The organism is Sphingomonas sp., from assembly GCF_017304635.1.
Taxonomy (GTDB): Bacteria; Pseudomonadota; Alphaproteobacteria; order Sphingomonadales; family Sphingomonadaceae; genus Sphingomonas.
The window spans coordinates 52,847-75,611 of the sequence record NZ_JAFKMA010000005.1 but is presented as its reverse complement, the minus strand read 5'-3'; the positions used below and the strand labels follow the sequence as shown (position 1 = coordinate 75,611).

The following is a 22,765-nucleotide window of genomic DNA, read 5'->3' as shown; positions in this document are numbered from 1 at the left end:
GCAGAATGGTCAGAGCCGGTTCGCGCGGGCATGCGCCGCGAGGATATGGGCGCTGGGTTTCGGAGTCCGCTGAAACGTCCGGCGATCGACCGACACCAGCCCGAATCGCTTGGCATAGCCCGACGTCCACTCGAAATTGTCGAGCAGCGACCAATAGAGGTAGCCCTTCACGTCGATGCCGTCGGCGATGCACTTGGCCACTTCCGCGATCGTCGCCTCGATGAACGTCGCGCGCGCGGCGTCGTCGGTCGTCCCGATCCCGGTCTCGGTCAGATAGACCGGCTTGCCGATATGCTCGGCGGCGTAACGCAGGCACGCCCCGATCGCGGACGGGTAGTTTTCATACCCCATGTCGGTCAACGGCACGCTGCCGTCGGGTGGCAACAGCCCCCTGTCGCCGATCCGCAGCCGCGAATAGGTCTGCACCCCGATGAAATCGGACGCCCGGGCCGCCTCGATCCAGCCGCCATACATGGTCGCTTCGGCCTGCGCGGCGCGGTTGTTCGGGCCGACGCCCTGGATCTCCTGCATCGACAGCGTGACGCCGACCGGGAAATCGCCCGGCCCCGCCTTGATCGCGGCATAGCCCCGGGCATGCGCGTCGAGCATCACCGCGCTGATCCGGTCGGGATCGCCGAACAGCATCGACGAGAAGGCGGGCGAATTGGTCTGGCGCTTCGCCGCCGCGATCATGTCGCGGGCGCGCTGCGCGGCGGCATCGCTGGCGAAGCGCGGCAGGACCTTGCGCAACAGCACGATGTTCGCTTCGTTGAAGGTCGAGGCCATGCCGATCAGCGGCCCCAGTCGCTTGGTCGTCTCGCCGCAGAAGCGCGCGAACAAATCGGCCGCGTCCGCCGCCTCGAACCCGCCGCGCATCGCGAACCACAGCGGCACCGTGAAGTGGTTGTACGTGACGATCGGCAGCAGGTTGCGCGCGTGGCACGCCGCCAGCACGCGTTCGTAGTGATCGAGCGCGGCTTCGGAAAACATGCCCGGCGCCGGCTCGATCCGCGCCCATTCGATCCCGAAGCGGTAGCAGTTGAGCCCCAATCCGGCCGCGATGTCGAGATCCTGGGCGTAGCGATGATAACTGTCGCAGGCGTCGCCCGACGGGCCCTTGAACGCGGTCGGCGTGATGTTCTCGAGCAGCCAGCTGTCCGAATTGGTGTTGCCGCCCTCGCTCTGGTGCGCGGAGATGGCGGTGCCCCACAGGAAGCCCGGCGGCGCGCGACGGCCGGTCGCGCGCGCCGGATGCGCCAATGCGGACGGCGCGGCGATCAGGCCGGCGGCACTGGCGACCAGATCGCGACGAGATGGTGTGTAGGTCATCAGCTGCTCCTGATCGGCCTCGCGCCTCAAGGCATCGGCATCGCCGCCCATTGCTTCTGTGCGCCGCCCATCGCGTTTGCCTTCGCTTTCTCCTGCACCGGCTGGAGCCGCTTGACCTCGGTTGTCGCGCTCACCGACAGATACGTCGTCGGCAGCGTCGTCACCGCCGGCCAGCGCGGCGCGCCGCCGCCATTGGGATCGCCGGTGCGGGCGAAGCGGACCCAGTAATCGCCCATCAGCGTCGACACCTGCGCGTCGCGTGCGTCCCAGCGATGCTCGACCGGCCGCGTCCCGAACACATATTCGATCTCGCCGCCATGGTCGGTACCGGCGGCGGTCGGACGCAGATCGACCGGCACCTGATCGAAATAATAGACGTACGCGCGATTGCCGTTCGCGGCGTGGCGGTCGGCCAGCGCGAACGAGGGCAGGACGAAGCCGGCATCCTCGGCCAGGTCGATCGTCGCGGCCGCGCTCGGCTTGCCGGTCATCGCGATATAGCCCTGCTGCAGGGCGGGAAACTCGGCGCCGAGCAGCGCCTTCGCCGCCGCCTCGGTCATCCCGCCGAGACTCGATTCGTTCGAATTGCCGCCGATGATGAGCGGGATGCGCATTTCCTGGTTGTGGTAGAACGGATCGCCCGGGCTGCGCGTCACGACCTTGCCGTCGATGAACGGGAACGAGCGGCCGTTCCTGATGACATCGGCCAGCGGGATCGCGCGAAGCTGGTCGGGCGTCGCATCCTTCAGCCCCAGACTGTCGGTCCACATCTGGCCGACCTTCTCCGCGTTGATCGCCCCGCCCCGGATCGGGAACAAGGCACTGATCCCCGATCCGCTTTCCGAGATCGCCTTGTGGAACAGCCCGCGCGAGGCCGGCGACCCCATCATGATCTGGACCGTCCCCGCCCCGGCCGATTCGCCGAAGATGGTGACGTTGCCCGCATCGCCGCCGAAACTCGCGATGTTGCGCCGGACCCAGCGCAGCGCGGCGATCTGGTCCATCACGCCGTAATTGCCGAGCTGGCCGTTGGGGTCTTCGCGAGTCAGTGCCGGATGCGCGAAAAAGCCGAGCCGGCCGAGCCGATAGTTGATCGTGACCAGCACCACTCCGCGCTTCGCCAGCGCCGCGCCGTCGTACAGCGGCACGCCGGCCGCGCCATAGGTAAAGCCGCCGCCGTGGATGAACACCATCACCGGATATGTGCCCGGCGCCTTGGGCCGCCAGACGTTGAGGAACAGGCAGTCCTCGCTCTGCGGCCCGACCTGCGCCCAGGGTTCCTTGTGCGCGCCGTCCTGCGGGCAGGCATAGCCGTATCTGGTGGCCGGGCGGACGCCGCTCCAGTGCGTTGCCGGCTGCGGCGCCTTCCAGCGCAACGGGCCGACCGGCGGCGCGGCGTAGGGAATGCCCTTGAACACGACCAGCGGACCTTCGACAGTGCCCGCGAGCGTCCCGGCATCGGTCGCGGCCTGCGTCGGCGACGCCTGGGCCAGCGCGGGGGTGGCGGCTGCCAGGACAACCGGCGCGGCCATCGCGAGCAACAGGCGCTGAAGCATCGAACTCTCTCCCTCGGACGCGGATCGTCGAGCCGGCCTCGCGATCCGTCTGCGTCCAATAGGATATTAATTCATCCGTTAGTCAATATGCGCCGCGTTGTTTTCTCGTGATGCGCCGGACGGCGCAGCGTCAGAAGCTGATCCGGAACGTCCCGCCATAGGTGCGCGGGTCACCCGGCTGGCCGACGATCAGCCCGGTGCTGCCCGACTGCGTGCTCAGCAGCTCGAAATACTGCTTGTCGAACAGGTTGCGGACCCAGCCGAACAGGTTCCAGCGATCCTTGCGGAACCCGAACCGGATGTTCGACAGCGAATAGCCGTCGATATCGGTATAGGCCGACCGCGACGGGTTGGACGAGAATTTGGAGCGATAGCTGCCGTCATACCCGAGATACACTTGCCCGCCCGCGACCGGCTGGTTGACCTCCCCGCCCCAGGACAGCGCATATTTGGAGATGCCGGGCAGGATCTGCCCCGAGATATCGCAGGTCAGCGGGCTGAGCGCACCCGCCACCCCCGCCGCGCCGGGTGTCGCGCCGTTCAGCGCGGGGCTGCCGCCCGACAGTTCGGGCGGGCACGGCGCGTTGGTGAAGCGGACGTATTTGGCGTCGGTCAGCGCGCCGTTGACGTAGAGGTTCAGCCGCGGGCTCGGCCGGAACGCGCTGTCGAACTCGACCCCGCGCACCCGCACCAGGCCCGCATTGGCGAGATAGCCGCGGATCACCGTCGTCTGGCCGTTGTTCACCGTCGCCTGGTAATCGTGGATCGCATCCCAGAACGCGGCAAGGTTGAAGGTCACGCGGCGGTTCAGGAACTGCGTCTTCAGGCCCAGTTCGAAATGGTCGACCTTTTCCGGCTTCACCGTCTCGGTCGTCAGGTCAACGCCGGTATTGTTCGCGTTGAGCGGCAGGCCCGACAGGTTGATCCCGCCCGATTTGAAGCTTTTGGCATAGGTCGCATAGACATGCGCGTCGGGGGCGAGATCGTACGACAGCGTCAGGTCGCCCGACAGGTTCCACGCGCTGAACCGCGGCGCGTAGCGTTGCGGCGCCAGCGTGTTGAGCTGGTCGGCGGTCGCCGCGCCGCTGGCGAGCAACGCGGCGACATTGTCGGCCGTCGCGACGAAATTGTACCGCGCGTTGCGGATGCTGACGATCGCCTCATAGAACCCCGACTTGCGATCGTAATTGACCCGCAGGCCCGGCTGGATGTGGAGCTTCGGCGCCGCTTCCCAGTTGAGCTTGCCGAACAGCGCGACGCTCTGGTTGCTGAAATGGATCGTGTTGGTGCTGGTCAGCCCGTTCAGCGTCAGCGGATCCTTGCCCCCCGCACTGGTCGGGTTGAGCAGCCACGCGCTCGCCGCCGGGCCCTGCACCTGCGACCCTTGCGTATCGATCGTCTGGTCGAAGAAGAACGCGCCGAACGTGTAGTTGAGCCGTCGCTTGCCGGTCGAGCCGATCCGCAGTTCCTGGGAGAATTGCTTCTGCTGCGACGGATTCTGCGACACCGTGGTGATCGGCAGGCCGGTGAAGTCGCGGTCGTTGGCCGGTTGCCAGTCCCAATAGCGCCAGGCGGTGACCGAGGTGATCGTCGCCCCGCCGACGTCCCAGTCGCCGACCAGCGACAGCCCCCCGACTTCCTGCCGCGAATTGATCGTCGCATCCAGATCGGTCACGCGATCGAACGGATCGAAGCTCGGCGGGCGATAGCCGGCCGCGGCGGCGAGTGCGGCGTACTGACGGTTGACCGCGCGCTGCGTCGCGCCGACCCGGGCATAATATTGGACGCAGCAGAACGGATTCTGCAGGCTGAAGTCGGCCGACAGCGTGAGGTCGAGCCGCGGCGTCGCCTGCCACAGCAATTGCCCGCGCAGGCTCAGATTGTCCTGCTTCTGCAAGTTGCTGCCGGTCGCCGTATCGTAGATCGTCCCGCCCCGCCGCGTGACCGAGGTCGAGACGCGCACGCCGAGCGTATCGGTCGCGATCGGCGCCGAGGCCGATGCCTTGATCTGGACCAGCCCGTAATTGCCGGTGCTCGCCTCGAAGGTCGCGTCGGGTGTGGCGAGGCTCGGTTTCTTGGTGGTGATGTTGACCGCGCCCGCCGTCGTGTTCTTGCCGTACAGCGTCCCCTGCGGCCCACGCAGCACCTCGACGCGGTCGACGTCGACGAAATCGAAGGTCGAGGCGCCGATCCGGCCGATATAGACCTGGTCGATATACAGGCCGACGCCCTGTTCGATGCCGTCGTTGGTCAGCCCGAACGGCGCGCCGAGCCCGCGGATGTTAATCGCCGAGTTGCGCGGGTTGCTCGAATAGAATTGCAGCGAGGGCTGGAGCGTCTGGAGCCGGTTGATGTTGTAGGCGCCGGTATTCGCGATCGTCTCCCCCGACAGCACCGACACGGCGATCGGCACGTCCTGAAGCCGTTCGCTGCGGCGACGCGCGGTGATGACGATATCGCCCTCGCTCTTCGGCGCCGCTTGCGGGTCGGCCTGCGCGTCAACGGGCGCGGGTGGCGGCGGCGGTGCGGGGCGGTCGCCCGCGGCGACGGCCGAGGGTGCGGCGGCGGCGAGCAGGAGCGGCAGAGAAGCGAGCATTGTCCGTAATCCCCTTGGGCAATGATGAGGTGGATCGCACGGCGATCACAGGAGGAGCCGTCCCCCGACGACGAGGAGCGTGCCGGCCAGCACCGGTTGCAGGAACCGATCGGAGACGCGGCTCGAGATCAGGCTGCCGATCACGATCCCCGGGATCGACCCGACGAGCAGCGAGACCAGCAACGCGCCGTCCACCGACCCCATCGCCCAATGGCCGAGCCCGGCGATCAGCGTCAGCGGCACGGCGTGCGCGATATCGGTCCCGACCAGCCGGCCGACCGGCAGGCGCGGATAGAGGACGAGCAGCACCGTCATGCCGAGCGCGCCCGCGCCGACCGACGACAGCGAGACCAGCACACCGAGCACCGCGCCCAGCAGGATCGTCCAGCGGCGGATCTGCGCCGGCACCACGCGCTCGAACCGCGGCGCGAAGTGAAGCAGGATGCGGCGGCGATAGATCGTCGCCAGCGCGGTCAGGATCAGCGCTACGCCCAGCGTGACCGAGACGACGTGCTGCGTCCCGTCGAAATGGCGGCCGAGATAGGCGAGCCCGAGCAGGGTCAGCGCGGTCGCCGGCACGCTGCCCAGCGCCAGCCGACGGACGATCTTCCAGTCGACCGTGCCGCTGACGCCGTGCACGGCGGTCCCCGCCGCCTTGGTGACCGAGGCATAGAGCAGGTCGGTGCCGACCGCCGTCACCGGATGGAACCCGAACGCCAGCACCAGCACCGGCGTCATCAGCGACCCGCCGCCGACTCCGGTCAGCCCGACCAGTAACCCGACCGCAAGCCCGGCAATGGCATAGAGCGGGTCGACCGACAGGATCATTGGACCGCCTTCGGCACCGGCAGCGATCGATAGGGATTCGGCGTCGACGGCATGCCGAAAACTAGTCGGCAGGCGGCAAAATAATCCATCGTTTTAATGGGAATTAAAGCGCACGATCTTTTCGCTTTCGATCGATCCGTTGGAAGAAATTGCCATTCCGGGCACCGAGCCGAACGGTCATTGCGGGCAGCAGCAGCCATACAATGCTTTTGCGGATGGGCAGGGCATGGCAGGGACGAGCATGGCCGCTGCCACTCCCTTCGATGCGATCGTGCTCGGCGCCGGCGGCGCGGGGCTGATGTGCGCGGCGGTCGCCGGCCAGCGCGGGCGGCGCGTCGTCGTCATCGACCACCGTCCCGAACCAGGCGCCAAGATCGTGATCTCCGGCGGTGGGCGGTGCAACTTCACCAATCTGGAGGCCGCGCCCGACCGCTATCTGTCGGCCAACCCGCACTTCGCGAAGTCGGCGCTCGGCCGCTATTCGCCGCACGATTTCCTTGATCTGGTCGAGCGCCACCGCATCGCCTGGCATGAGAAGACGCTGGGCCAATTGTTCTGCGATGGATCGGCGCGGCAAATCGTGCGGATGCTGCTCGATGAATGCGACAGCGGCGGCGTCACGCTGCGACTGGGCGAGCCGATCCGCGACGTGAGCCACGCCGACGGTACGTTCCGCGTGGCGACCGATGGCGGTACCTATGCCGCCCCTGCACTGGTGATCGCGACCGGCGGGCCGTCGATCCCCAAGCTCGGCGCGACCGGCTTCGCCTATGATCTCGCGCGCCAGTTCGGGCTGAAGGTGGTCGAGCCGCGTCCGGCGCTGGTCCCGCTGACGCTGCCGGGCGACGAGGCGCTGTTCCGCTCGCTGTCGGGGGTCGCGGTGCCGGTGGTCGCGCGGTGCGGGACAGCCGCGTTCGCCGAGGCGGCACTGTTCACGCATCGCGGGTTATCGGGTCCGGCGATCCTGCAAGTGTCGTCCTATTGGCGGCACGGGCAGGAGGTCGCGATCGACTTCCTGCCCGGACAGGCCGCCGGCTGGCTGCGCGAAGCCAAGCGCGCCCAGCCCAACGCGCCGATGCGCCGCATACTGTCCACATTGCTCCCGCAACGCCTTGCCGAGACATTGGCCGAGCGGATCGGCGGGGGCGAGATGATCGGCGCGTTGCGCGATGCCGCGCTCGGCGAGCATGAGGCGCGGCTGCGCGACTGGCGCTTCCGGCCCAACGGCACCGAGGGGTTCGCCAAGGCCGAAGTCACGGTCGGCGGCGTCGCCACCGACGGCCTCAACCAGCGCGACCTGTCGGCGCGGCACTTGCCCGGCCTGCACGTGATCGGCGAGGCGGTCGACGTGACCGGCTGGCTCGGCGGCTACAATTTCCAATGGGCCTGGGCGAGCGGCTGGGCCGCGGCGCAGGGGATTTAAGGAGTCTTTAGCTGACGCGCTGCCGCCCGGAAACTCGCTCTTCCGCGAGTTTCCCAACCTAACGCAGCCCCGGAGGGGAAGGGTCTCCGGGGCCGCGCGGTTCACGCCGCCAGCTTGGCGAGCGGGCCGGTGCCGCCCACCACGCTGACGTCGTGCTGGCCCGAGCGGCGGCGCGCCAACCAATCGCGCAGCAACTCGGCACAGGTGTGATCGACCGCCGCCAGCTGCGTCCCGTCGATCGTGACCGGCTTGTCCGCCGGCACACGGTCGAGCGCGTCGCTCAGCTTGGGCAACTGGACGAAGGTGGCCGAGCCCGACAGCCGGACCGCGACGCGATCGTCGTGCTCGTCATGCGCGACGCCGAGCTTCAGGCGGCGGATGTGCGGGATCACCTCGATCAGCGACAGGCTGATCCCGACCAGCACGCCGGTCAGCAGATCCTCCGCCACCACCACGATCAGCGTCGCCGCCCAGATCACCGCGGGCAACACGCCGTGATGCTTGAACAGTTCGCGGACGTGCTTGAGATTGACGAGCTTGTATCCGGTCACCACCAGCACCGCGCCGAGCGCCGCCATCGGAATCTCGCGCAGCAGCCACGGCAGCAGCGCGACGAAGCCCAGGATCCAGACGCCGTGGAGCATCGCCGACAGCCGCGTCGCCGCGCCCGCCTGGACGTTGGCGGACGAGCGCACGATCACGCCGGTCATCGGCAACGCGCCGGCCGCACCGCACAACAGGTTGCCGACGCCCTGCGCGCGCAGTTCCTTGTTGTAATCGGTGCGCACCCCGTCGTGCATCTTGTCGACCGCCGCCGCCGACAGCAACGTTTCGGCCGAGGCGATGAAGGCGATCGCGAGCGCCGCCAGCAGGATCGACGGGTCGAGCCACTTGGCGAAGATCGAGGCGTCGGGAACGCTGACCGCCGACGCGATCGATTCGGGTACGTTGACGCGCGTCACGTCGAGACCGAACGCGACGGCGACGAGCGTCCCGGCAACGACGCCGAGCAACGCGCCCGGCACCAGCCGCAGCGCCTGCGGACGGAATTTCTCCCACCCGATCATCACGCCGATCGTCAGCAGCGCCACGACCAGCGCCATTTCGGTCGCCGCCGCATTGGCTGGATCGAGCCCGAGCAGGCGCCCCGGCATCGCGGCCAGGTTGTCGAGCCCGCTCGACATCGGCTTGGCGTCGAACAGCACGTGGAATTGGCCGACCACGATCAGCACGCCGATCCCGGCGAGCATGCCGTGGACGACCGCGGGCGAGATCGCGCGGAACCAGCCGCCGAGCTTGAAGATGCCCGCCAGCACCTGGATCGCGCCCGCCAGGATCAGGATCGGGCCGAGCGCGGACAGGCCCTGGTCGCGGATGAGCTCGAAGACGATGACCGCCAGGCCCGCGGCGGGGCCGCTGACCTGGAGCGGCGAACCCGCCAGCGCGCCGACGACGATGCCGCCGATGATGCCGGTAATCAGGCCCTTTTCGGGCGGGACGCCCGACGCGATCGCGATGCCCATGCAGAGTGGCATCGCGACCAGGAACACGACGATCGACGCAGTGAAGTCCCGCGCCAGAAAGCCGGTCTTGGGGACGGCGGCGCTGCTCATTCCGCCGCCTCCAGCTGCGGTTCGTCCATCGCCAGACGCTGTGCCGCGGCCAGCGCGACCGGCAGCTTCTGGCCGTCGCGGATCGGGCTGAACCGCCCGGTCTCGCCGTCGAGCGCGAGCACCTGGCCCGCATGGATGTCGACGAACCAGCCGTGCAGAGAAATCTCGCCACGCGCGATGCCGGCCGCGACGGAGGGATGCGTGCGCAGGTGCGCGAGCTGGACCACGACGTTCTCCAGGCTGGCCGCGCGGACCTTCTCCGCCGGCGCGAGCGTGCCGTAGGCGGCCTTCACGACGCACTCCGCGGCATGGCTGTGGCGCAGCCAGGCGGTGACGTTGGGCATGCCCTCCAGCATCTCCGGATTGACCAGCGCCTTCATCGCGCCGCAGTCGGAATGGCCGCACACGATGATGTCCCGCACGCCGAGTGCCGCCACCGCATATTCGACGGTCGACGACACGCCGCCGTTCTGCGTCGCGAACGGCGGGACGATGTTGCCGGCGTTGCGGCATACGAACAGGTCGCCGGGATCGGCCTGCATGATGAGTTCGGGGACGATGCGGCTGTCGGCGCAGGAGATCATCAGCGCCTTGGGGCTCTGGCCGTGGATGGCGAGCTTGGCATAGAGATCGTTCTTGCTGGGGAAGACGCGCTTTTCGAAGTCGAATACGCGGCCGATCACGTCGTTCACGGGGAAGCTCCTCTTGGTTGGAGCCGGATAGCTAGCGCCCGGAATTTTCCGCCGTGCAGCGCAAGCGTAAGGAAGTGTTGCTGGCGTACGGGTTTGCGAAACGCGCGAAAGGGCGCGTTTCATGAGCGGTGCCGGCCCACTCTCTCACCCGGCCACCCACAGAGTATTATAGATGGGAGGCCGGGTGGGGGAGCGGGCCGGCACCGCAAACGTGCGTCAGCACGTTTCAAACATTCTAACTACGCGGCAAGGTGATCCGAACCTCCAGCCCACCCAGCGGCGCGGTGTCGAGCGTCAACGTCCCCTCATGCGCCGCCACCGCGCGCTGGACGATCGCGAGGCCGAGCCCGAACCCCTGCGTGTCGCGCGCGCGCGCCGGGTCGAGCCGGACGAACGGCTGCAACGCGCGATCGCGGTCCGCCGCCGGGATGCCGGGGCCGTCGTCGGCGACGGTGATGGCGATGGCGTCGGGCGTCTCGGCCAGCGTGACCTCGATCTTCGTGCCGTAATGCTGCGCATTGTCGATCAGGTTAGTCAGCGCGCGCTTCAGCATCCCGCGCCGCACCGCGACCTCGCAATGGTCGGGACCGTCGTAGCGCGCCTCGCCGCCTTGGTCGCAGACATCGTCCACCAACGTCGCGCACATCACCGCGACGTCGGTCGCGGCAAGCGCTTCCGTCTCGCTCGCGTCCTCGCCGCGCAAATAGGCGAGCAGCGACGTCACCATCTGGTCCATCTCGACCACGTCGTGCCGGATCGCGTCGCGCAGGTCGGCGTCGGGAATCGCGTCGGCGCGCAGACTCAGACGCGCGAGCGGCGTGCGGAAATCGTGCCCGACCGCGGCCAGCGCCTGCGTCCGGTCGGCGATCAGGCGGTGGATACGCGCCTGCATCGCGTTGAAGGCGATTACCACGTCGCGCACTTCGCCCGGCCCCCGCTCCGGCACCGGCTCGACCTCGACCGCGCCGTGCCCGACGCGATCGGCGGCGCGTTGCAGGTCGCGCATCGGCCGCAACGTGTGCCGCAGCAGCAGTCCGCCGAGCAGGATCAGCGCCACCGCCGGGGTCAGCGCGAGCAGGATGCGACCGACCGCCATGTCGAGGGCCGCGACCGGTTGGCGCGTGCGGAAGGTGATCCAGCTGCCGTCGGCGAGCCGCAGCGCGCCGGTGATGAACCCGTCGCGGCCCGGCGAGGTCAGCCCGACGCGGACATCGCGGCGTGCAAGCTCCGGCTCCCAATCGACGATCTGCCGCGTCAGATTGTCGAGCGACGGCGCGACCGCGGGCAGCTTGGGCAGCGTCGCGTGCCACGCGATCGCGTAGCGCGTCGTGGTCAGCTCCGCCGCCGCTGCCGCGCGCCGCTCCGCCGCCTCTTCCTCGATCAGCTTGCCGGCGATCACCAGATGCTCGGCCAGCCGATGCGATTCGTCCTGCCGCACCGAGAACTGGCTGGCGCGCTCGTACAGGAACGTGCTGGCGCCATATTCGACCAGCACCGCGAGCAGCAGGATCGCGAAGATCCGCCCGACCAGCCCGAGCGCCAGGTGCGGAGTGCGCGTCAACGGCGCTCCACCGGCACGTTGAGCATGTAGCCGACCCCGCGCACCGTCACGATCGGCGCGTCGGTGCCGACGCTCGATAGCTTGCGCCGCAGCCGGCTGACCAGCACGTCGACGCTGCGATCGGAACTGTCGCCGAGCCGCGTGCGCGACAATTCGATCAGCCGCTCGCGCGCGATCACGCGCTGGGCATTGTCGCACAGCGCCACCAGCAGGTCGAACTCGGCCCCGGTCAGGTCGACCACCGCCCCGGTCGGCGACAGCAGTTCGCGGCGCGGCAGGTTGACCGTCCAGCGCGCGAATTCCAGCTCGCCCTTCTCGCGATCCGACGGCGCGCGCTCGACCGCATGGCGGCGGAGCACCGCGCGGACGCGCGCGACCAGTTCGCGGGTGCCGAACGGCTTCGGCAGATAATCGTCGGCGCCGAGTTCGAGCCCGATCACGCGATCGGTTTCGCTCCCCTTCGCCGAAACGAAGATGATCGGCACGTCGCTGGTCCGGCGCAATTCACGGCAGAGGTCGATGCCGCTGGTGCCGGGCAGCATGATGTCGAGCAGGACGAGGTCGACCGGCCCCTGTTCGAACGCGCGCCACATCTCGGGCGCGGTGGCGGCGGGGCGGACGGTGTAGCCGTTCTCCTGCAAGGCGCGCGTCGTCAGCGCGCGGAGCGGCGGGTCGTCTTCGACCAGGACGATCGTGGGGGCGGTCATGCCGATCGCGCTAGGCCCGCTGCGGCGTCATCTCAAGCCGCCACCCGCCCCAGCAACGTTTCGTTACGCCGCCGCAAAGCGACGTCCGCCGCCGGTCGCTACCTGACCGCGCGTCACTCAAGCGGAGCCGACTCATGAAACCGATCCTTCTGCTCGCCGCGCTGGCACTGCCCGCGACCGCCGGCGCGCAGTCCCTGCCCGATACGCACGAACTCGTCTGGCATCCGGCCGGCAAGACCCCCGCCGCCACCTATCGCCCACGCGAGCGCCCGGCCTGCGTCGAGGCGGCAACGCATCACCGCGCCGGCCGCGGTCAGATGACGCCGCCCGCTCGCTGCACGGTAGCGGCCAAGGCGACGACCGCGCCCGCAGTTGCGCGCTAAATATATTCGATCACCCTCGCTTGCCGGAAGGGTGAGGGCGACACGATGCTATAGGAGCCGTCCCACATCGGGCCGGACCAGAAGCGATTTACGCATGGCTCCCGACGCGCGATGACGCGTTGGGGGATGCGATGTCGATACACCGGATCATTGCGGTCGTCGGGCTGGTGCTGGTCGCGGCGATCGGCGGGCTGGCCGCGTGGCTGGTGTGGCGCGTGCCGCGCGAGGCGCCGCCGCGCGCCAACGACCGCATCGTCGTGCCGCCGCAAACCTCCGTCATCGCGGTCCCGATCAGCGCGCCGCTCGGCGAATTGAGCAAGGCGCTGGAACGCGCGGTGCCGCGCGCGCTGTGGACGATCGACCAGCCGGGCCAGGTCTGCGTGCCCTCGACCAAGGTCAAGGTCCTGTTCGCCAGGATCAAGACGCCGACGATCAAGTGCCGCATCGTCGGCCGGGTGACGCGCGGCGCGCTGGCGCTGTCGGGCAGCGGGCGGACGATCCAGGTGACGATGCCGCTCCACGCCGTCGTCAGCGCGCAGGATATCGGCGGCGTGCTGAAGCGTGAGACCGCGACCGCCGACGCGCGCGTCCGCGCGCTGATCCGGCTCGATCTCGCGTCCGACTGGTCGCCGCGCGGCACCGTCTCGATCAGCTATGACTGGACCGACGCGCCGCACATCGATTTCCTGGGCCGCCGCATCGAGTTCACCGACAAGGCCGACGCCAAGTTGAAGGGGGTGATCGCCCGGCTCGAACGGACGCTGCCGCGCGAGTTGCGCAAGCTGTCGGTGCGCGATCGCGTGGCCGAGGCGTGGCGGTCGGCCTTCACCTCGCTCGAGCTCAACGACGCCGACCCGCCGGTCTGGATGCGGATCAGCCCACGCGACCTGCGCTATGGCGGCTATCGCGTCAGCGGCAACCGGCTGGTGCTGCAACTCGGCATGACCGCCCTGACCGAGACGTTCGTCGGTCCGCGCCCCGCCGACCCCGCGCCGATCCCGCTGCCGCCGGTCAAGCCGCTCGACGAGAAGCCCGGCTACGTCCTGTTCGCGATCCCGGTGATCGCCGATTATCACGAGCTGGAACCCGTGCTGATGCGCGCGTTGGTCAGGCGGTCGGCGCGGCCGTTCGAGGTGCCGGGTCTCGGCCCGGTCCTGGCGCAGTTCGGGTCGGTGACGATGTACGGGACGTCCGGTGGCCGGATCGCGGTCGGCGTGACGTTCAGCGCCAATCGCCCCGGCGAGCGCGCCTCGCACGGCACCGTCTGGCTGACCGCACGCCCGATCAACCAGCCCAACAGCCGCCGCGTCGGCTTCGCCGACCTGTCGGTCGCCGGCGTCACCGATTCGACGCGGTCGAGCCTGCTCATCAAATTGGTCAATGCACCCGTCCTGAGCGACACCATCGCCGACGCGCTGACGCAGAATTTCGGCAAGGATTACGATCGCCTGCTCGGTAAGATCGGCACCGCGCTGGCGCAGAAGCGCGTCGGCCAGTTCGTGCTGCGCGCGCATATCGACGACGTGCGGACCGGCGCGCTGCAAGCGACCGGACAAGGCGTCTACCTGGCCGTTACCGGCAAAGGTACAGCGGCGATCACGCTCGACCTGCCCGGACGACCGTAAAACCAATTTTCATCAAGGTCGGGATTTCGGGAGCCTATCGCCGCGACGCGCGTAGTTTGGCCCGATGCGTAACTAACGGGGTCGAACGGTGGGCGAACAGGCGACGAAACTGCGCGGGTCCGCTCGTGCCCGCGGGGCGCTCGAAGCGCTTAACTTCTCGATGGCGGACATGCAGGCGGGGATCGGCCCGTTCCTCGGCGTGTTCCTCCAGGGGAAGGGCTGGGCGACCGGGGCGATCGGATCGGTGATGACGATCGGCGGGATCGCCGGCATGCTGATGACCGCGCCCGCCGGCGCGCTGATCGACTCGACCAAGCAGAAGCGGTGGTACGTCATCGTCTCCGGCATCTTCACCGTGCTCGCCTCGTCGCTGATCTGGTTCTCGCAGGCGACCTGGGTGGTCGCCTTGTCGCAGGTCGCGACCGCGATCGCCGGCGCCGCCATCGGCCCGGCGGTCGCCGGGATCACGCTCGGCATCGTCCGGCAGAAGGGCTTCAATCGCCAGAACGGCCGCAACCAGGCGTGGAACCACGCCGGCAACATGGTGGGTGCCGGGCTGTCGGGCCTGCTCGGATGGAAGTTCGGGTTCGGCGCGGTGTTCCTGCTCGCCGCGTTGTTCGGCTTGCTGGCGATCGTGTCGGTGCTGCTGATCCCGGAAAAGGAGATCGACCATCAGGCCGCGCGCGGGCTGGAAAAGGACGAGGACGACGAGGACGCGGAGGACGGCAAGGCGGAGGGGTTCAAGATCCTCCTGCACAACAAGCCGCTGCTGATCCTGGCCGCCAGCCTCGCCTTCTTCCACCTCGGCAACGGCGCGCTGCTGCCGCTCTACACGCTCGCGGTGGCCAAGACGCACGTCAACCCGGCGCTGTTCGCGGCGGAGATGATCGTCGTCGCGCAGGCGGTGATGATCGTGACCGCGATCTGCGGCATGCGGATGGCGGAGGGGCGCGGCTATTGGCTGGTGATCCTGCTGACCTTCCTGATCTTGCCGGTGCGCGGCGTGCTGGCGTCGTGCTTCATCACCTCGTGGGGCGTTTTTCCGGTGCAGGTACTCGACGGCATCGCCGCGGGGCTGCAAAGCGTCGCCGTGCCCGGGCTGGTCGCGCGCATCCTGGCGGGGACCGGGCGCGTCAATGTCGGTCAGGGCGCGGTGATGACGGTGCAGGGCGTCGGGGCGGCGCTGAGCCCGGCGATCGGGGGATGGATCGTGCACTTCCTGGGGTATCCGGTCACCTTCCTGATCCTGGGCGGGTTCGCGCTCGGGTCGGTCGCGCTGTGGATCGGCGCGGCGTCGATCCTGAAGCCGGCCTGTGCCGGGCGGCCCGACGCCAAGCTGAAGCCGCTGGCGGCGTGAGCGGATATCTGGCGGCATGATCGCGCCGACCGTCGCCACTATCGCGATCTGGACGATCTGCCTCGTCGCCACCGCCGGCGTGATCGTGCGCCCGTTCAAGCTGCCCGAGGCGGTGTGGGCGGTGGCGGGCGCGGTGCTGCTGGCGATCGTCGGGCTGATGCCGGTGGGCGCGGCGTGGACGGCGGTGCTGAAGGGCGGCGACGTCTATCTGTTCCTGATCGGCATGATGCTGTTGTCGGAGACGGCGCGGCGCGAGGGGCTGTTCGACTGGGTCGCGGTGCACGCGGTCAACGCCGCCGGGGGCTCGACCAGCCGCCTATTCGCGTTGGTGTTCGGGGTCGGGACGATCGTCACGATCTTCCTGTCGAACGACGCGACTGCGGTCGTGCTGACCCCCGCCGTCTATGCCGCCGCGACGAAAGCGAAGGCGAAGCCGCTGCCGTTGCTGTTCGCCTGTGCGCTGATCGCCAACGCGGCGAGCTTCGTGCTGCCGATCTCCAACCCCGCCAACCTCGTCCTGTATGGCGGCAAGATGCCCCCGCTCGGCAGCTGGCTGGCGTCGTTCGCGGTGCCGTCGGTCCTGGCGATCGGCGCTACCTTTGCGATGCTGCGCTGGGTCGAGCGCGATTCGCTCGGCAGCGGGTGCGCCCGCGACTTGCCGCAATCGCGGCTGTCGCGCGGCGGGCTGATCGCGCTGATCGGGATCGTCGCGACCGCGGCGTTGCTCGTCACCGTGTCGGCGTTCGACCGCGCGCTTGGCCTGCCGACCTGCCTCGCCGGGATCGCGACCACCTTGGTCGTCTGCATCGGCAGCCGATCGTCGCCATTGCCGATCCTGCGCTGCGTGTCGTGGGCGGTGCTGCCGCTGGTGGCCGGGCTGTTCATATTGGTCGAGGCGCTGGGGCGGACCGGCGTGATCGACTGGCTGGCGCAGGCGCTGCACCACGCGGCCGCCACCGCGCCGCAGGCGACGGCGGGCGTGGCCGGCGCGACGCTCGCCGTCGCGTCGAACCTGATGAACAACCTGCCCGCCGGCCTGATCGCCAGCACCACGATCCAGCAGGCGCACCCGCCCCAGCTCGTCACCGACGCGCTGCTGATCGGCGTCGACCTCGGCCCCAATCTGTCGATCACCGGCAGTCTGGCGACGATCCTGTGGCTGACCGCGATCCGGCGCGAGGGGCAGGATGTCGGTTTCTGGCGGTTCCTGAAGGTCGGCGCGGTGACGATGCCGCCGGCCTTGCTGCTCGCGCTCGGCGCGCGCATCCTGATCGGATGACCGAGACTCCGTCCCGCCGCTGGCGCGCGCTGCTGATCGCCGCCTTCGTCGCCGCGCTCGCCTTCACCGGCTATCACGTCGCGCGCGTCACCTACGACACGATCTACTGGAGCCAGCATCGCGACGAGCCGATCCAGCGCTGGATGACGCTCGGCTATGTCGCGCATTCCTATCATGTGCCGCCGCACATCCTGCACCAGGCGCTCGGCCTGCCGCCCGATCCCGACCATCGCCCGATCGGCCGTATCGCGCACGATCGCGGCACGACGGTCGCGGCGATCGCCGTGAAGCTGACTGACGCGATCGTCCATGTCCGCCCGCCCTATCCCCCGCCCGGCCCGCCGCCGCGACCGACCGCGACGCCGACGCCCCGATGAGCGGACAACTTCTCGAACTGCTGACCACGTACGGCATGCCGGTGCTGTTCGTGCTGATGGCGATGGTGTCGGTCGGCGTGCCGTTCCCGAGCTCGCTGACGTTGATCGCGCTGGGCTCGTTCGTGGCGCAGGGCGACCTCGACTTCTGGCCGGTCGTCCTGGTCGGCACGGCGGGAGCGGTCGCGGGCGATCAGGTCGGCTATGCGATCGGCTATTGGGGCGGCCGTCCGCTGGTCGATCGCGCGACACGACGCTTCGGCGGGGCGGACAAGGTCGAGGCGGCCGAGGCGTTCTCACGCAAATGGGCCGGGCCCGGCATCTTCTTCAGCCGCTGGCTGATCGGCCCCTTGGGTCCGTGGATCAACGTGACGAGCGGGCTGTCGAGCTATTCGTGGCCGCGCTTCGTGATGATCGACGTGGTCGGCGAATTGCTGTGGCTGTTGATCTACGTCTCGCTCGGCCGCGCGTTCAGCGACCAGGTGCAGGCGATCGCCGACATCCTCGGCAATCTGGCCTGGGTGGTGGTCGGCCTGCTCGCGGTCGCGCTGATCGGGTGGAAACTGTTCAAGCGGAGCGGCGTCAGGGGCTGAGGATTGGCGGCGGCGCGTGCTGGAGCGGGCCGGCACCGCCTAAAAATCAAACGCCATTGCAGTCGCGCGTCCATGCGCCTACCGGCCAGCCGCGATGCGCGATGCGATCACTCGGATGTTTCCCGATCGTCGCCGCGCCATGTCGTTCGCCCTCGCGCTGGCGATCGAGCTCGCGCTGCTGATCGCATTGCTGCTGTGGGCGCCGTACGAGCGGCGCAAGCCTGACGACCGCCACCTGACGACCTTCTCGTTCGCGCCCGACAGCGGCGAGACCGAAGCGGTGAAACCCGCGCAGAAGGCGACGCCCAAGCACAGCGCGGCATCGGCCGCGTCCGCCGCGCCACCGACGCCGCCTCCCCTCCCGATCCCGCGCCCCGCTCCGACCACGCCGCCCGCGACCGGCGGGTTGAAGGGCGTGCTGCCGATCGAACTCGGCGCGGCGGATATCGGCAAGCTCGGCCATCACGACGCCGGCAGCGACAGCGGCGACAGCAAGGCGCCCTACGGCCCCAGCGAAGGACCGGGCGGCCAGCCGCTCTACCCCGTCGAATGGTATCGCGAGCCGACCGATGCCGAACTCAACGGCTATCTGCCGCACGGCGCGCCACCCGGCAGCTGGGCGCTGATCGCGTGCCAGACCGCCGAGCGCTACCACGTCGACAATTGCCGCCAGCTGGGCGAGGAGCCGCTCGGCTCCGGCCTGGCGCGGGCGATGCGGCTGGCGTCGTGGCAATTCCTGGTCCGCCCGCCCCGCCGCGGCGGCCAGCCGATCCCGCGCGCCTGGGTCAAGATCCTCATCAGCTTCGGCAGCAAGCCGGCGAAATCGAACGCGCCGCCGGCGCCGGAGGATGACGGGTCGGGGCAGTAGGGCGGGCTTTCGGCCGCGCTGCCTCGGTCACCCCGCCAGTCGAGCCACCCTCACCCTTCCCACCGGGAGAGGGAGGGTTGCGCGATCGTTCACGCCGGCAACAGCAACGTCGCGCCGACCGTCCTGCCCGCTTCCAGCGCGCGATGCGCGTCGGCGGCCTGTTCGAGCGGAAAGGTCTGGCCGATTTCGGGCGTGATCGCGCCGTTGCGTACCATCTCGAACACGCGCGCGAACCCGGCCTCGCGCTCGTCGGGGGTCGCGTAGTAATGGAACAGGGTCGGGCGCGTGACGAACAGCGAGCCGTGGCTCGACAACGTGCCCAGCCCCACCCCGGTGACCGGGCCGCTCGCATTGCCGAAGCTGACGATCAGCCCGCGGCGCTTGACCGACGATAGCGACGCCTGCCAGGTCGCCGCGCCGACACCGTCGAGCGACACGTCGACGCCCGCGCCGCCGGTGATCTCGCGGACGCGCTCGACGATATCCTCGGTGCGATATTCGATCACGTGGTCGGCGCCGGCCGCGCGCGCCTTTGCCGCCTTGTCGGCCGAGCCCGCCGTCCCGATCACCGTCGCGCCGACCGCCTTCAACCAGCCGACCGCGAGGTGGCCGACCCCGCCCGCCGCGGCATGCAGCAGCACGGTCCAGCCCGGCTGCACCCTGGCACAGCGCTCGATCAGAAATTCGGTGGTCGCGCCTTTCAGCAGGATCGCCGCCGCGGTGCGATCGTCGATATCGTCGGGCAGGTGGATCAGCTCGGCGGCGGGTACGTTGCGATGCGTGGCGTAAGCACCGACGCTCGGCCCGACCGTGCCGACCCGGTCGCCCGCCGCGAAGCCGGCGACGTCCGCCCCCACCGCCTCGACCACCCCGACCGCTTCGCCGCCCAGCCCGCTCGGCAATTTCAGCGGGTAGAGGCCGGTGCGCTGATACACCTCGATGAAGTTCAGCCCGACCGCGACGGTCCGCACCCGCACCTCGCCCGCGCCGGGTTCGGGCAGCTCGGTATCGACCCATTCGATGACCTCCGGCCCGCCATGCCGAGTGATCCGTGCGACGCGTGCCATGGTTGCTCCTTCAAAAAAGTCGGCAGACGCCGCCTCAACGGCGCAATCCCGCATTCGACGCGCCGCGATGCGCCCTATCGACGAGTAGCGGCGATATAGCGCGACACGTTATCGCCCAGCACGGTGAGCGGCACGTTGCCGCCGTCCACCACCGCCTGATCGAAATCGCGCAGGTCGTAGCACGGTCCGAGCGCGGCCTGCGCTCGCGCGCGTTGCGCGACGATCTCGGCCCGGCCCACCTCATACCCGCAGGCCTGGCCCGGCCAGGCGCAATAGCGATCGATCTCGCTTTCGGCATTGCTGCGCGGCAGGCCGGTGGCGGCGATGAATTCGGTGAGCGCCTGGTCGCGCGACCAGCCGATCGCGTGGATGCCGGTATCGACGATCAGCCGCACCGCGCGCCAGGCCAGTCCGATCAGATAGCCCAGCCGCCCGGCCGGATCGCCCTCGTACATGCCGAGTTCGTCGGCGAGTTGCTCGGCATAGAGCGCCCAACCCTCCGAATAGGCATTGAACGCGAGCACCGACCGGATGAGCGGCAATCGTTGCGCATATTCGCCCTGCCAGACGTGGCCCGGAATGCCTTCGTGATAGACGAGGTCGGGGATGGTGACGCGATTGTGGATCGAGGGGTCGCCCAGATTGACCCACACCTTGCCCGGCACGCGCCCGTCGATCGTGCCCGGACCGCCATAAGCAGCCGGCGCGCCCGGCTCCTGCGCGAGCGGCATGCGCCGGATCTCGAGGTTGCCGCGCGCCAGACGACGGAATGCCAGCGGCAGGCGCGGACGGATCGCATCGATACGACCCTGCATGTAGGCGACGATCTGGCGCCGCCCTTCGTCGCCATCGGGGAAGCCGATGCCCGGGCGGTGCTGATAGGCGATCGCGCGTTCGGCGACGCTGCCCTGCGTCAGGCCCTCCTTGCGGAGGATCGCGTCCATCTGCGCTTGCAGGTCGGCCAGCCGCGCGCGGCCCATCGCGTGCAGGTCGGCCGCACTCCGTCGAGTTGTCGTGCCCGCGCGCAAGCCCCAGGCGTACCATTCGGGTCCGTGCGGCCGCGTGCCCATGCCGGCCGCATCGGTGGCGACGGCACGTTGCGCCCGCAATTCGGCGAGCTGGCGGTCGAGCGCAGGGATGATCGCCGACGTGACGATCCGTGCCGCCCGATTGGTCCAGTCGCCGGGAATGGACGCCGCCTTGCGCGCCAAGGGCCCGATCAACGGACCATCGGCCTTCGCCGCTTCGGCGAGCGTCCGCGTCATGCCAGCGACGGTCTTGTCGAGCAGGAAGGATGGCGGGACCACGCCCAGGCCGCGCGCTTGCCGGATACGAACCGTCTCGCCGTCGAGTTGCGCCGGCATCGCGGCGAGACGGGCGAGATAGGCCTCCGCATCGGCCGCATCGCGGATCGGCTGATCGCCGTCGAGCATCTGCGGCACGTCGAGCCACGACCCGACGTTCTGGACGACGGCATAGGGCGTGTTGCGCCACTCGCCGATCGTCGCCACGCCATAGGGCAGCGCCATGCCGTCGAGCGCGGTGCGGAACGCGCTTTCCACCACCGCGATGCTGGTCGCGGTCGAGGGATCGAGCCCGGCACGGGGCAGCCGCGCGAGCTCGGCCAACGCCTGGGTGAGGAAATGCTGGCGAGCCGCCATACCGGCCGGCGAGCGATCCTCCAGCCGGCGGCGCAAGTCCGTATGCGCGCCGCTGTCGACGCCGAGCCCGGTGGCCCGTTCGGGAACGAGGTCGAGCAACTGCCATGTCAGGCGGTCGAGCAGGGCCGCGGCGGAATCGGCCGGCGCTGCGGCATGGGCCGATCCCGCAACCGACAGGGCCGTCATGCCGATCAAGGTTTCACGGCGGGACAAGAGGTTGGTCATCCGGCGAAGATGACCGGCCGCTCGCATCAGGTCAACGCGGCTGCGCTCCAGATCATGCGACGCTCGGGCCGGCAGGTCAGGTCAGGACCGATCGCTCGTTCCCGACCCGACCATCGCCGCGTCAGAACCCGTCGACGCTCTTGCTGACCAGGATATTCACCGCGACGCGGCGATTCTGCGCCTTGCCGTCGGGCGTGTCGTTGCTGGCCAGCGGATCGGCCTTGGCCATGCCGGTCGGGGTCAGCATGCGATACGGTTTCCATCCGCACGCCTGTTGCAGGTAGTTGATGACGCGCGCGGCGCGCTTTTCGCTGAGTTGCTGGTTGAGGTCGTCGCCGCCGGTCGAATCGGTGTAGCCGACCACCAGCATCAGCGCGTTTTCCTGGCCTTGCGCCTGGGTGGCCGTGGCGCAGAGGTTCGCCTTGTCGGACGGCGACAGGTCCGCCTTGCCAGTCGCAAAGTGCACGTTCGTCGTGCTCTTGATATTGTACTTGTCGATATCGCCCATGCGGCCGCGCAGCGCTTCTGTCGCGGCGGTCTGTTCGTCGAACCGCTGGCTGGTGCCGTTGCGGATCATCGACGCGGTGCGAAGGTCGCCCTTGCGGAAGCTGATCTCGCGCGCGACCAGCCCGCCGCCCGCGTCGCCACCGTCCAGCTGCTGCGTCTTGACCGTCACCGGCAAGCCGTTGAGCAGCGAGTCCGCCGCCAGCTTGCTCCGCCCGCCGAACAGGCCGCCACCCGCGCGGATCCGCGTCTGATCGTCGACCGCGACGGTCGTGCTGCTGCCGTCCGCCGCGGCGATCTTCAGCTTGTCGCCGTTACGCGCGACGATGACGCCTTTGATATCCGGCCCGGCGGGCGCCCGCCGGCCGTTGACGATGACGCTGGGATTGGCCTCCGCCTGCACCGCCGGCTGTTGCTGGGCGGCAGTATCCTGCTGTTGTGCGTACAGGCCGCCCGACGCGGTCATGGCCGCCGCCACGATCGCGACGCGCGCGACCGCCATCTTCGAAATTCCACGCATGAAA

General features: G+C 69.1%; 19 protein-coding genes. 8 read left to right on the top strand and 11 right to left on the bottom strand.

Annotation, left to right across the window (positions count from 1 at the left end; genetic code table 11):
• Positions 1–9 precede the first annotated feature (9 nt).
• The 4 genes from J0I47_RS13985 to J0I47_RS13970 form a co-directional block, all read right to left on the bottom strand.
• Complete coding sequence (locus tag J0I47_RS13985; protein WP_294047581.1) at positions 10–1,359, bottom strand: family 1 glycosylhydrolase; 1,350 nt, start codon at positions 1,357–1,359, stop codon at positions 10–12.
• Positions 1,356–2,885 carry a carboxylesterase family protein gene (locus J0I47_RS13980; protein ID WP_294047580.1) on the bottom strand — a complete coding sequence of 510 codons (1,530 nt, stop codon included), beginning with the start codon at positions 2,883–2,885 and terminating at the stop codon, positions 1,356–1,358. Before J0I47_RS13980 ends, J0I47_RS13985 begins: the two co-directional genes overlap by 4 nt.
• Positions 2,886–3,015: 130 nt before the next feature.
• Complete coding sequence (locus J0I47_RS13975) at positions 3,016–5,481, bottom strand: TonB-dependent receptor (protein ID WP_294047579.1); 2,466 nt, start codon at positions 5,479–5,481, stop codon at positions 3,016–3,018.
• Between the two features lie 45 nt (positions 5,482–5,526).
• Positions 5,527–6,309: a sulfite exporter TauE/SafE family protein gene (locus J0I47_RS13970; protein WP_294047578.1), complete on the bottom strand. Its 783-nt coding sequence runs from the start codon at positions 6,307–6,309 to the stop codon at positions 5,527–5,529.
• A gap of 241 nt (positions 6,310–6,550) precedes the next feature.
• On the opposite strand from J0I47_RS13970, the gene J0I47_RS13965 reads away from it, so the two are divergent.
• Positions 6,551–7,732 carry an NAD(P)/FAD-dependent oxidoreductase gene (locus J0I47_RS13965; protein WP_294047577.1) on the top strand — a complete coding sequence of 394 codons (1,182 nt, stop codon included), beginning with the start codon at positions 6,551–6,553 and terminating at the stop codon, positions 7,730–7,732.
• A gap of 101 nt (positions 7,733–7,833) precedes the next feature.
• Here J0I47_RS13965 and J0I47_RS13960 read toward each other — a convergent pair whose 3' ends face one another.
• The 4 genes from J0I47_RS13960 to J0I47_RS13945 form a co-directional block, all read right to left on the bottom strand.
• Positions 7,834–9,345 carry a SulP family inorganic anion transporter gene (locus J0I47_RS13960; protein ID WP_294047576.1) on the bottom strand — a complete coding sequence of 504 codons (1,512 nt, stop codon included), beginning with the start codon at positions 9,343–9,345 and terminating at the stop codon, positions 7,834–7,836.
• The gene (locus tag J0I47_RS13955; RefSeq protein WP_294047575.1) at positions 9,342–10,037 is read right to left on the bottom strand and encodes a carbonic anhydrase; all 696 of its coding nucleotides are present in this window, start codon (positions 10,035–10,037) and stop codon (positions 9,342–9,344) included. Before J0I47_RS13955 ends, J0I47_RS13960 begins: the two co-directional genes overlap by 4 nt.
• A 235-nt stretch (positions 10,038–10,272) precedes the next feature.
• The gene (locus J0I47_RS13950) at positions 10,273–11,598 is read right to left on the bottom strand and encodes an ATP-binding protein (RefSeq protein WP_294047574.1); all 1,326 of its coding nucleotides are present in this window, start codon (positions 11,596–11,598) and stop codon (positions 10,273–10,275) included.
• Positions 11,595–12,305 carry a response regulator transcription factor gene (locus tag J0I47_RS13945; RefSeq protein WP_294047573.1) on the bottom strand — a complete coding sequence of 237 codons (711 nt, stop codon included), beginning with the start codon at positions 12,303–12,305 and terminating at the stop codon, positions 11,595–11,597. Before J0I47_RS13945 ends, J0I47_RS13950 begins: the two co-directional genes overlap by 4 nt.
• 134 nt (positions 12,306–12,439) lie before the next feature.
• Between J0I47_RS13945 and J0I47_RS13940 the strand changes: the two genes are divergently transcribed.
• The 7 genes from J0I47_RS13940 (at position 12,440) to J0I47_RS13910 (ending at position 18,784) form a co-directional block, all read left to right on the top strand.
• Positions 12,440–12,688: a hypothetical protein gene (locus tag J0I47_RS13940; RefSeq protein WP_294047572.1), complete on the top strand. Its 249-nt coding sequence runs from the start codon at positions 12,440–12,442 to the stop codon at positions 12,686–12,688.
• Between the two features lie 131 nt (positions 12,689–12,819).
• Entirely contained in the window at positions 12,820–14,313 is a 1,494-nt protein-coding gene (locus tag J0I47_RS13935) for a DUF4403 family protein (RefSeq protein ID WP_294047571.1), read from the top strand.
• An 88-nt stretch (positions 14,314–14,401) separates the two neighbouring features.
• Positions 14,402–15,670 (top strand): MFS transporter, encoded by a 1,269-nt coding sequence (locus tag J0I47_RS13930; RefSeq protein ID WP_294047570.1) that lies wholly within the window; start codon positions 14,402–14,404, stop codon positions 15,668–15,670.
• A gap of 16 nt (positions 15,671–15,686) precedes the next feature.
• Positions 15,687–16,949 (top strand): arsenic transporter, encoded by a 1,263-nt coding sequence (locus J0I47_RS13925; RefSeq protein ID WP_294047569.1) that lies wholly within the window; start codon positions 15,687–15,689, stop codon positions 16,947–16,949.
• A complete protein-coding gene (locus J0I47_RS13920) occupies positions 16,946–17,326 on the top strand; it encodes a hypothetical protein (protein ID WP_294047568.1) in 381 nt (126 codons plus the stop codon). The genes J0I47_RS13925 and J0I47_RS13920 overlap by 4 nt, the downstream gene beginning before the upstream one ends.
• Positions 17,323–17,916, top strand: a complete 594-nt coding sequence (locus J0I47_RS13915; RefSeq protein ID WP_294047567.1) for a DedA family protein — start codon at positions 17,323–17,325, stop codon at positions 17,914–17,916. Before J0I47_RS13920 ends, J0I47_RS13915 begins: the two co-directional genes overlap by 4 nt.
• Before the next feature lie 139 nt (positions 17,917–18,055).
• Positions 18,056–18,784, top strand: coding sequence for a hypothetical protein (locus J0I47_RS13910; protein WP_294047566.1), 729 nt, complete (start codon positions 18,056–18,058; stop codon positions 18,782–18,784).
• Positions 18,785–18,873: 89 nt separating this feature from the next.
• Here J0I47_RS13910 and J0I47_RS13905 read toward each other — a convergent pair whose 3' ends face one another.
• The 3 genes from J0I47_RS13905 to J0I47_RS13895 all read right to left on the bottom strand — a co-directional run bounded on the left by J0I47_RS13905 (position 18,874) and on the right by J0I47_RS13895 (position 22,761).
• A complete protein-coding gene (locus J0I47_RS13905) occupies positions 18,874–19,851 on the bottom strand; it encodes a quinone oxidoreductase (protein WP_294047565.1) in 978 nt (325 codons plus the stop codon).
• Positions 19,852–19,925: 74 nt separating this feature from the next.
• Positions 19,926–21,698 (bottom strand): DUF885 family protein, encoded by a 1,773-nt coding sequence (locus tag J0I47_RS13900; protein ID WP_294047564.1) that lies wholly within the window; start codon positions 21,696–21,698, stop codon positions 19,926–19,928.
• Between the two features lie 160 nt (positions 21,699–21,858).
• Positions 21,859–22,761, bottom strand: coding sequence for an OmpA family protein (locus J0I47_RS13895; RefSeq protein WP_294047563.1), 903 nt, complete (start codon positions 22,759–22,761; stop codon positions 21,859–21,861).
• Positions 22,762–22,765: the final 4 nt, after the last annotated feature.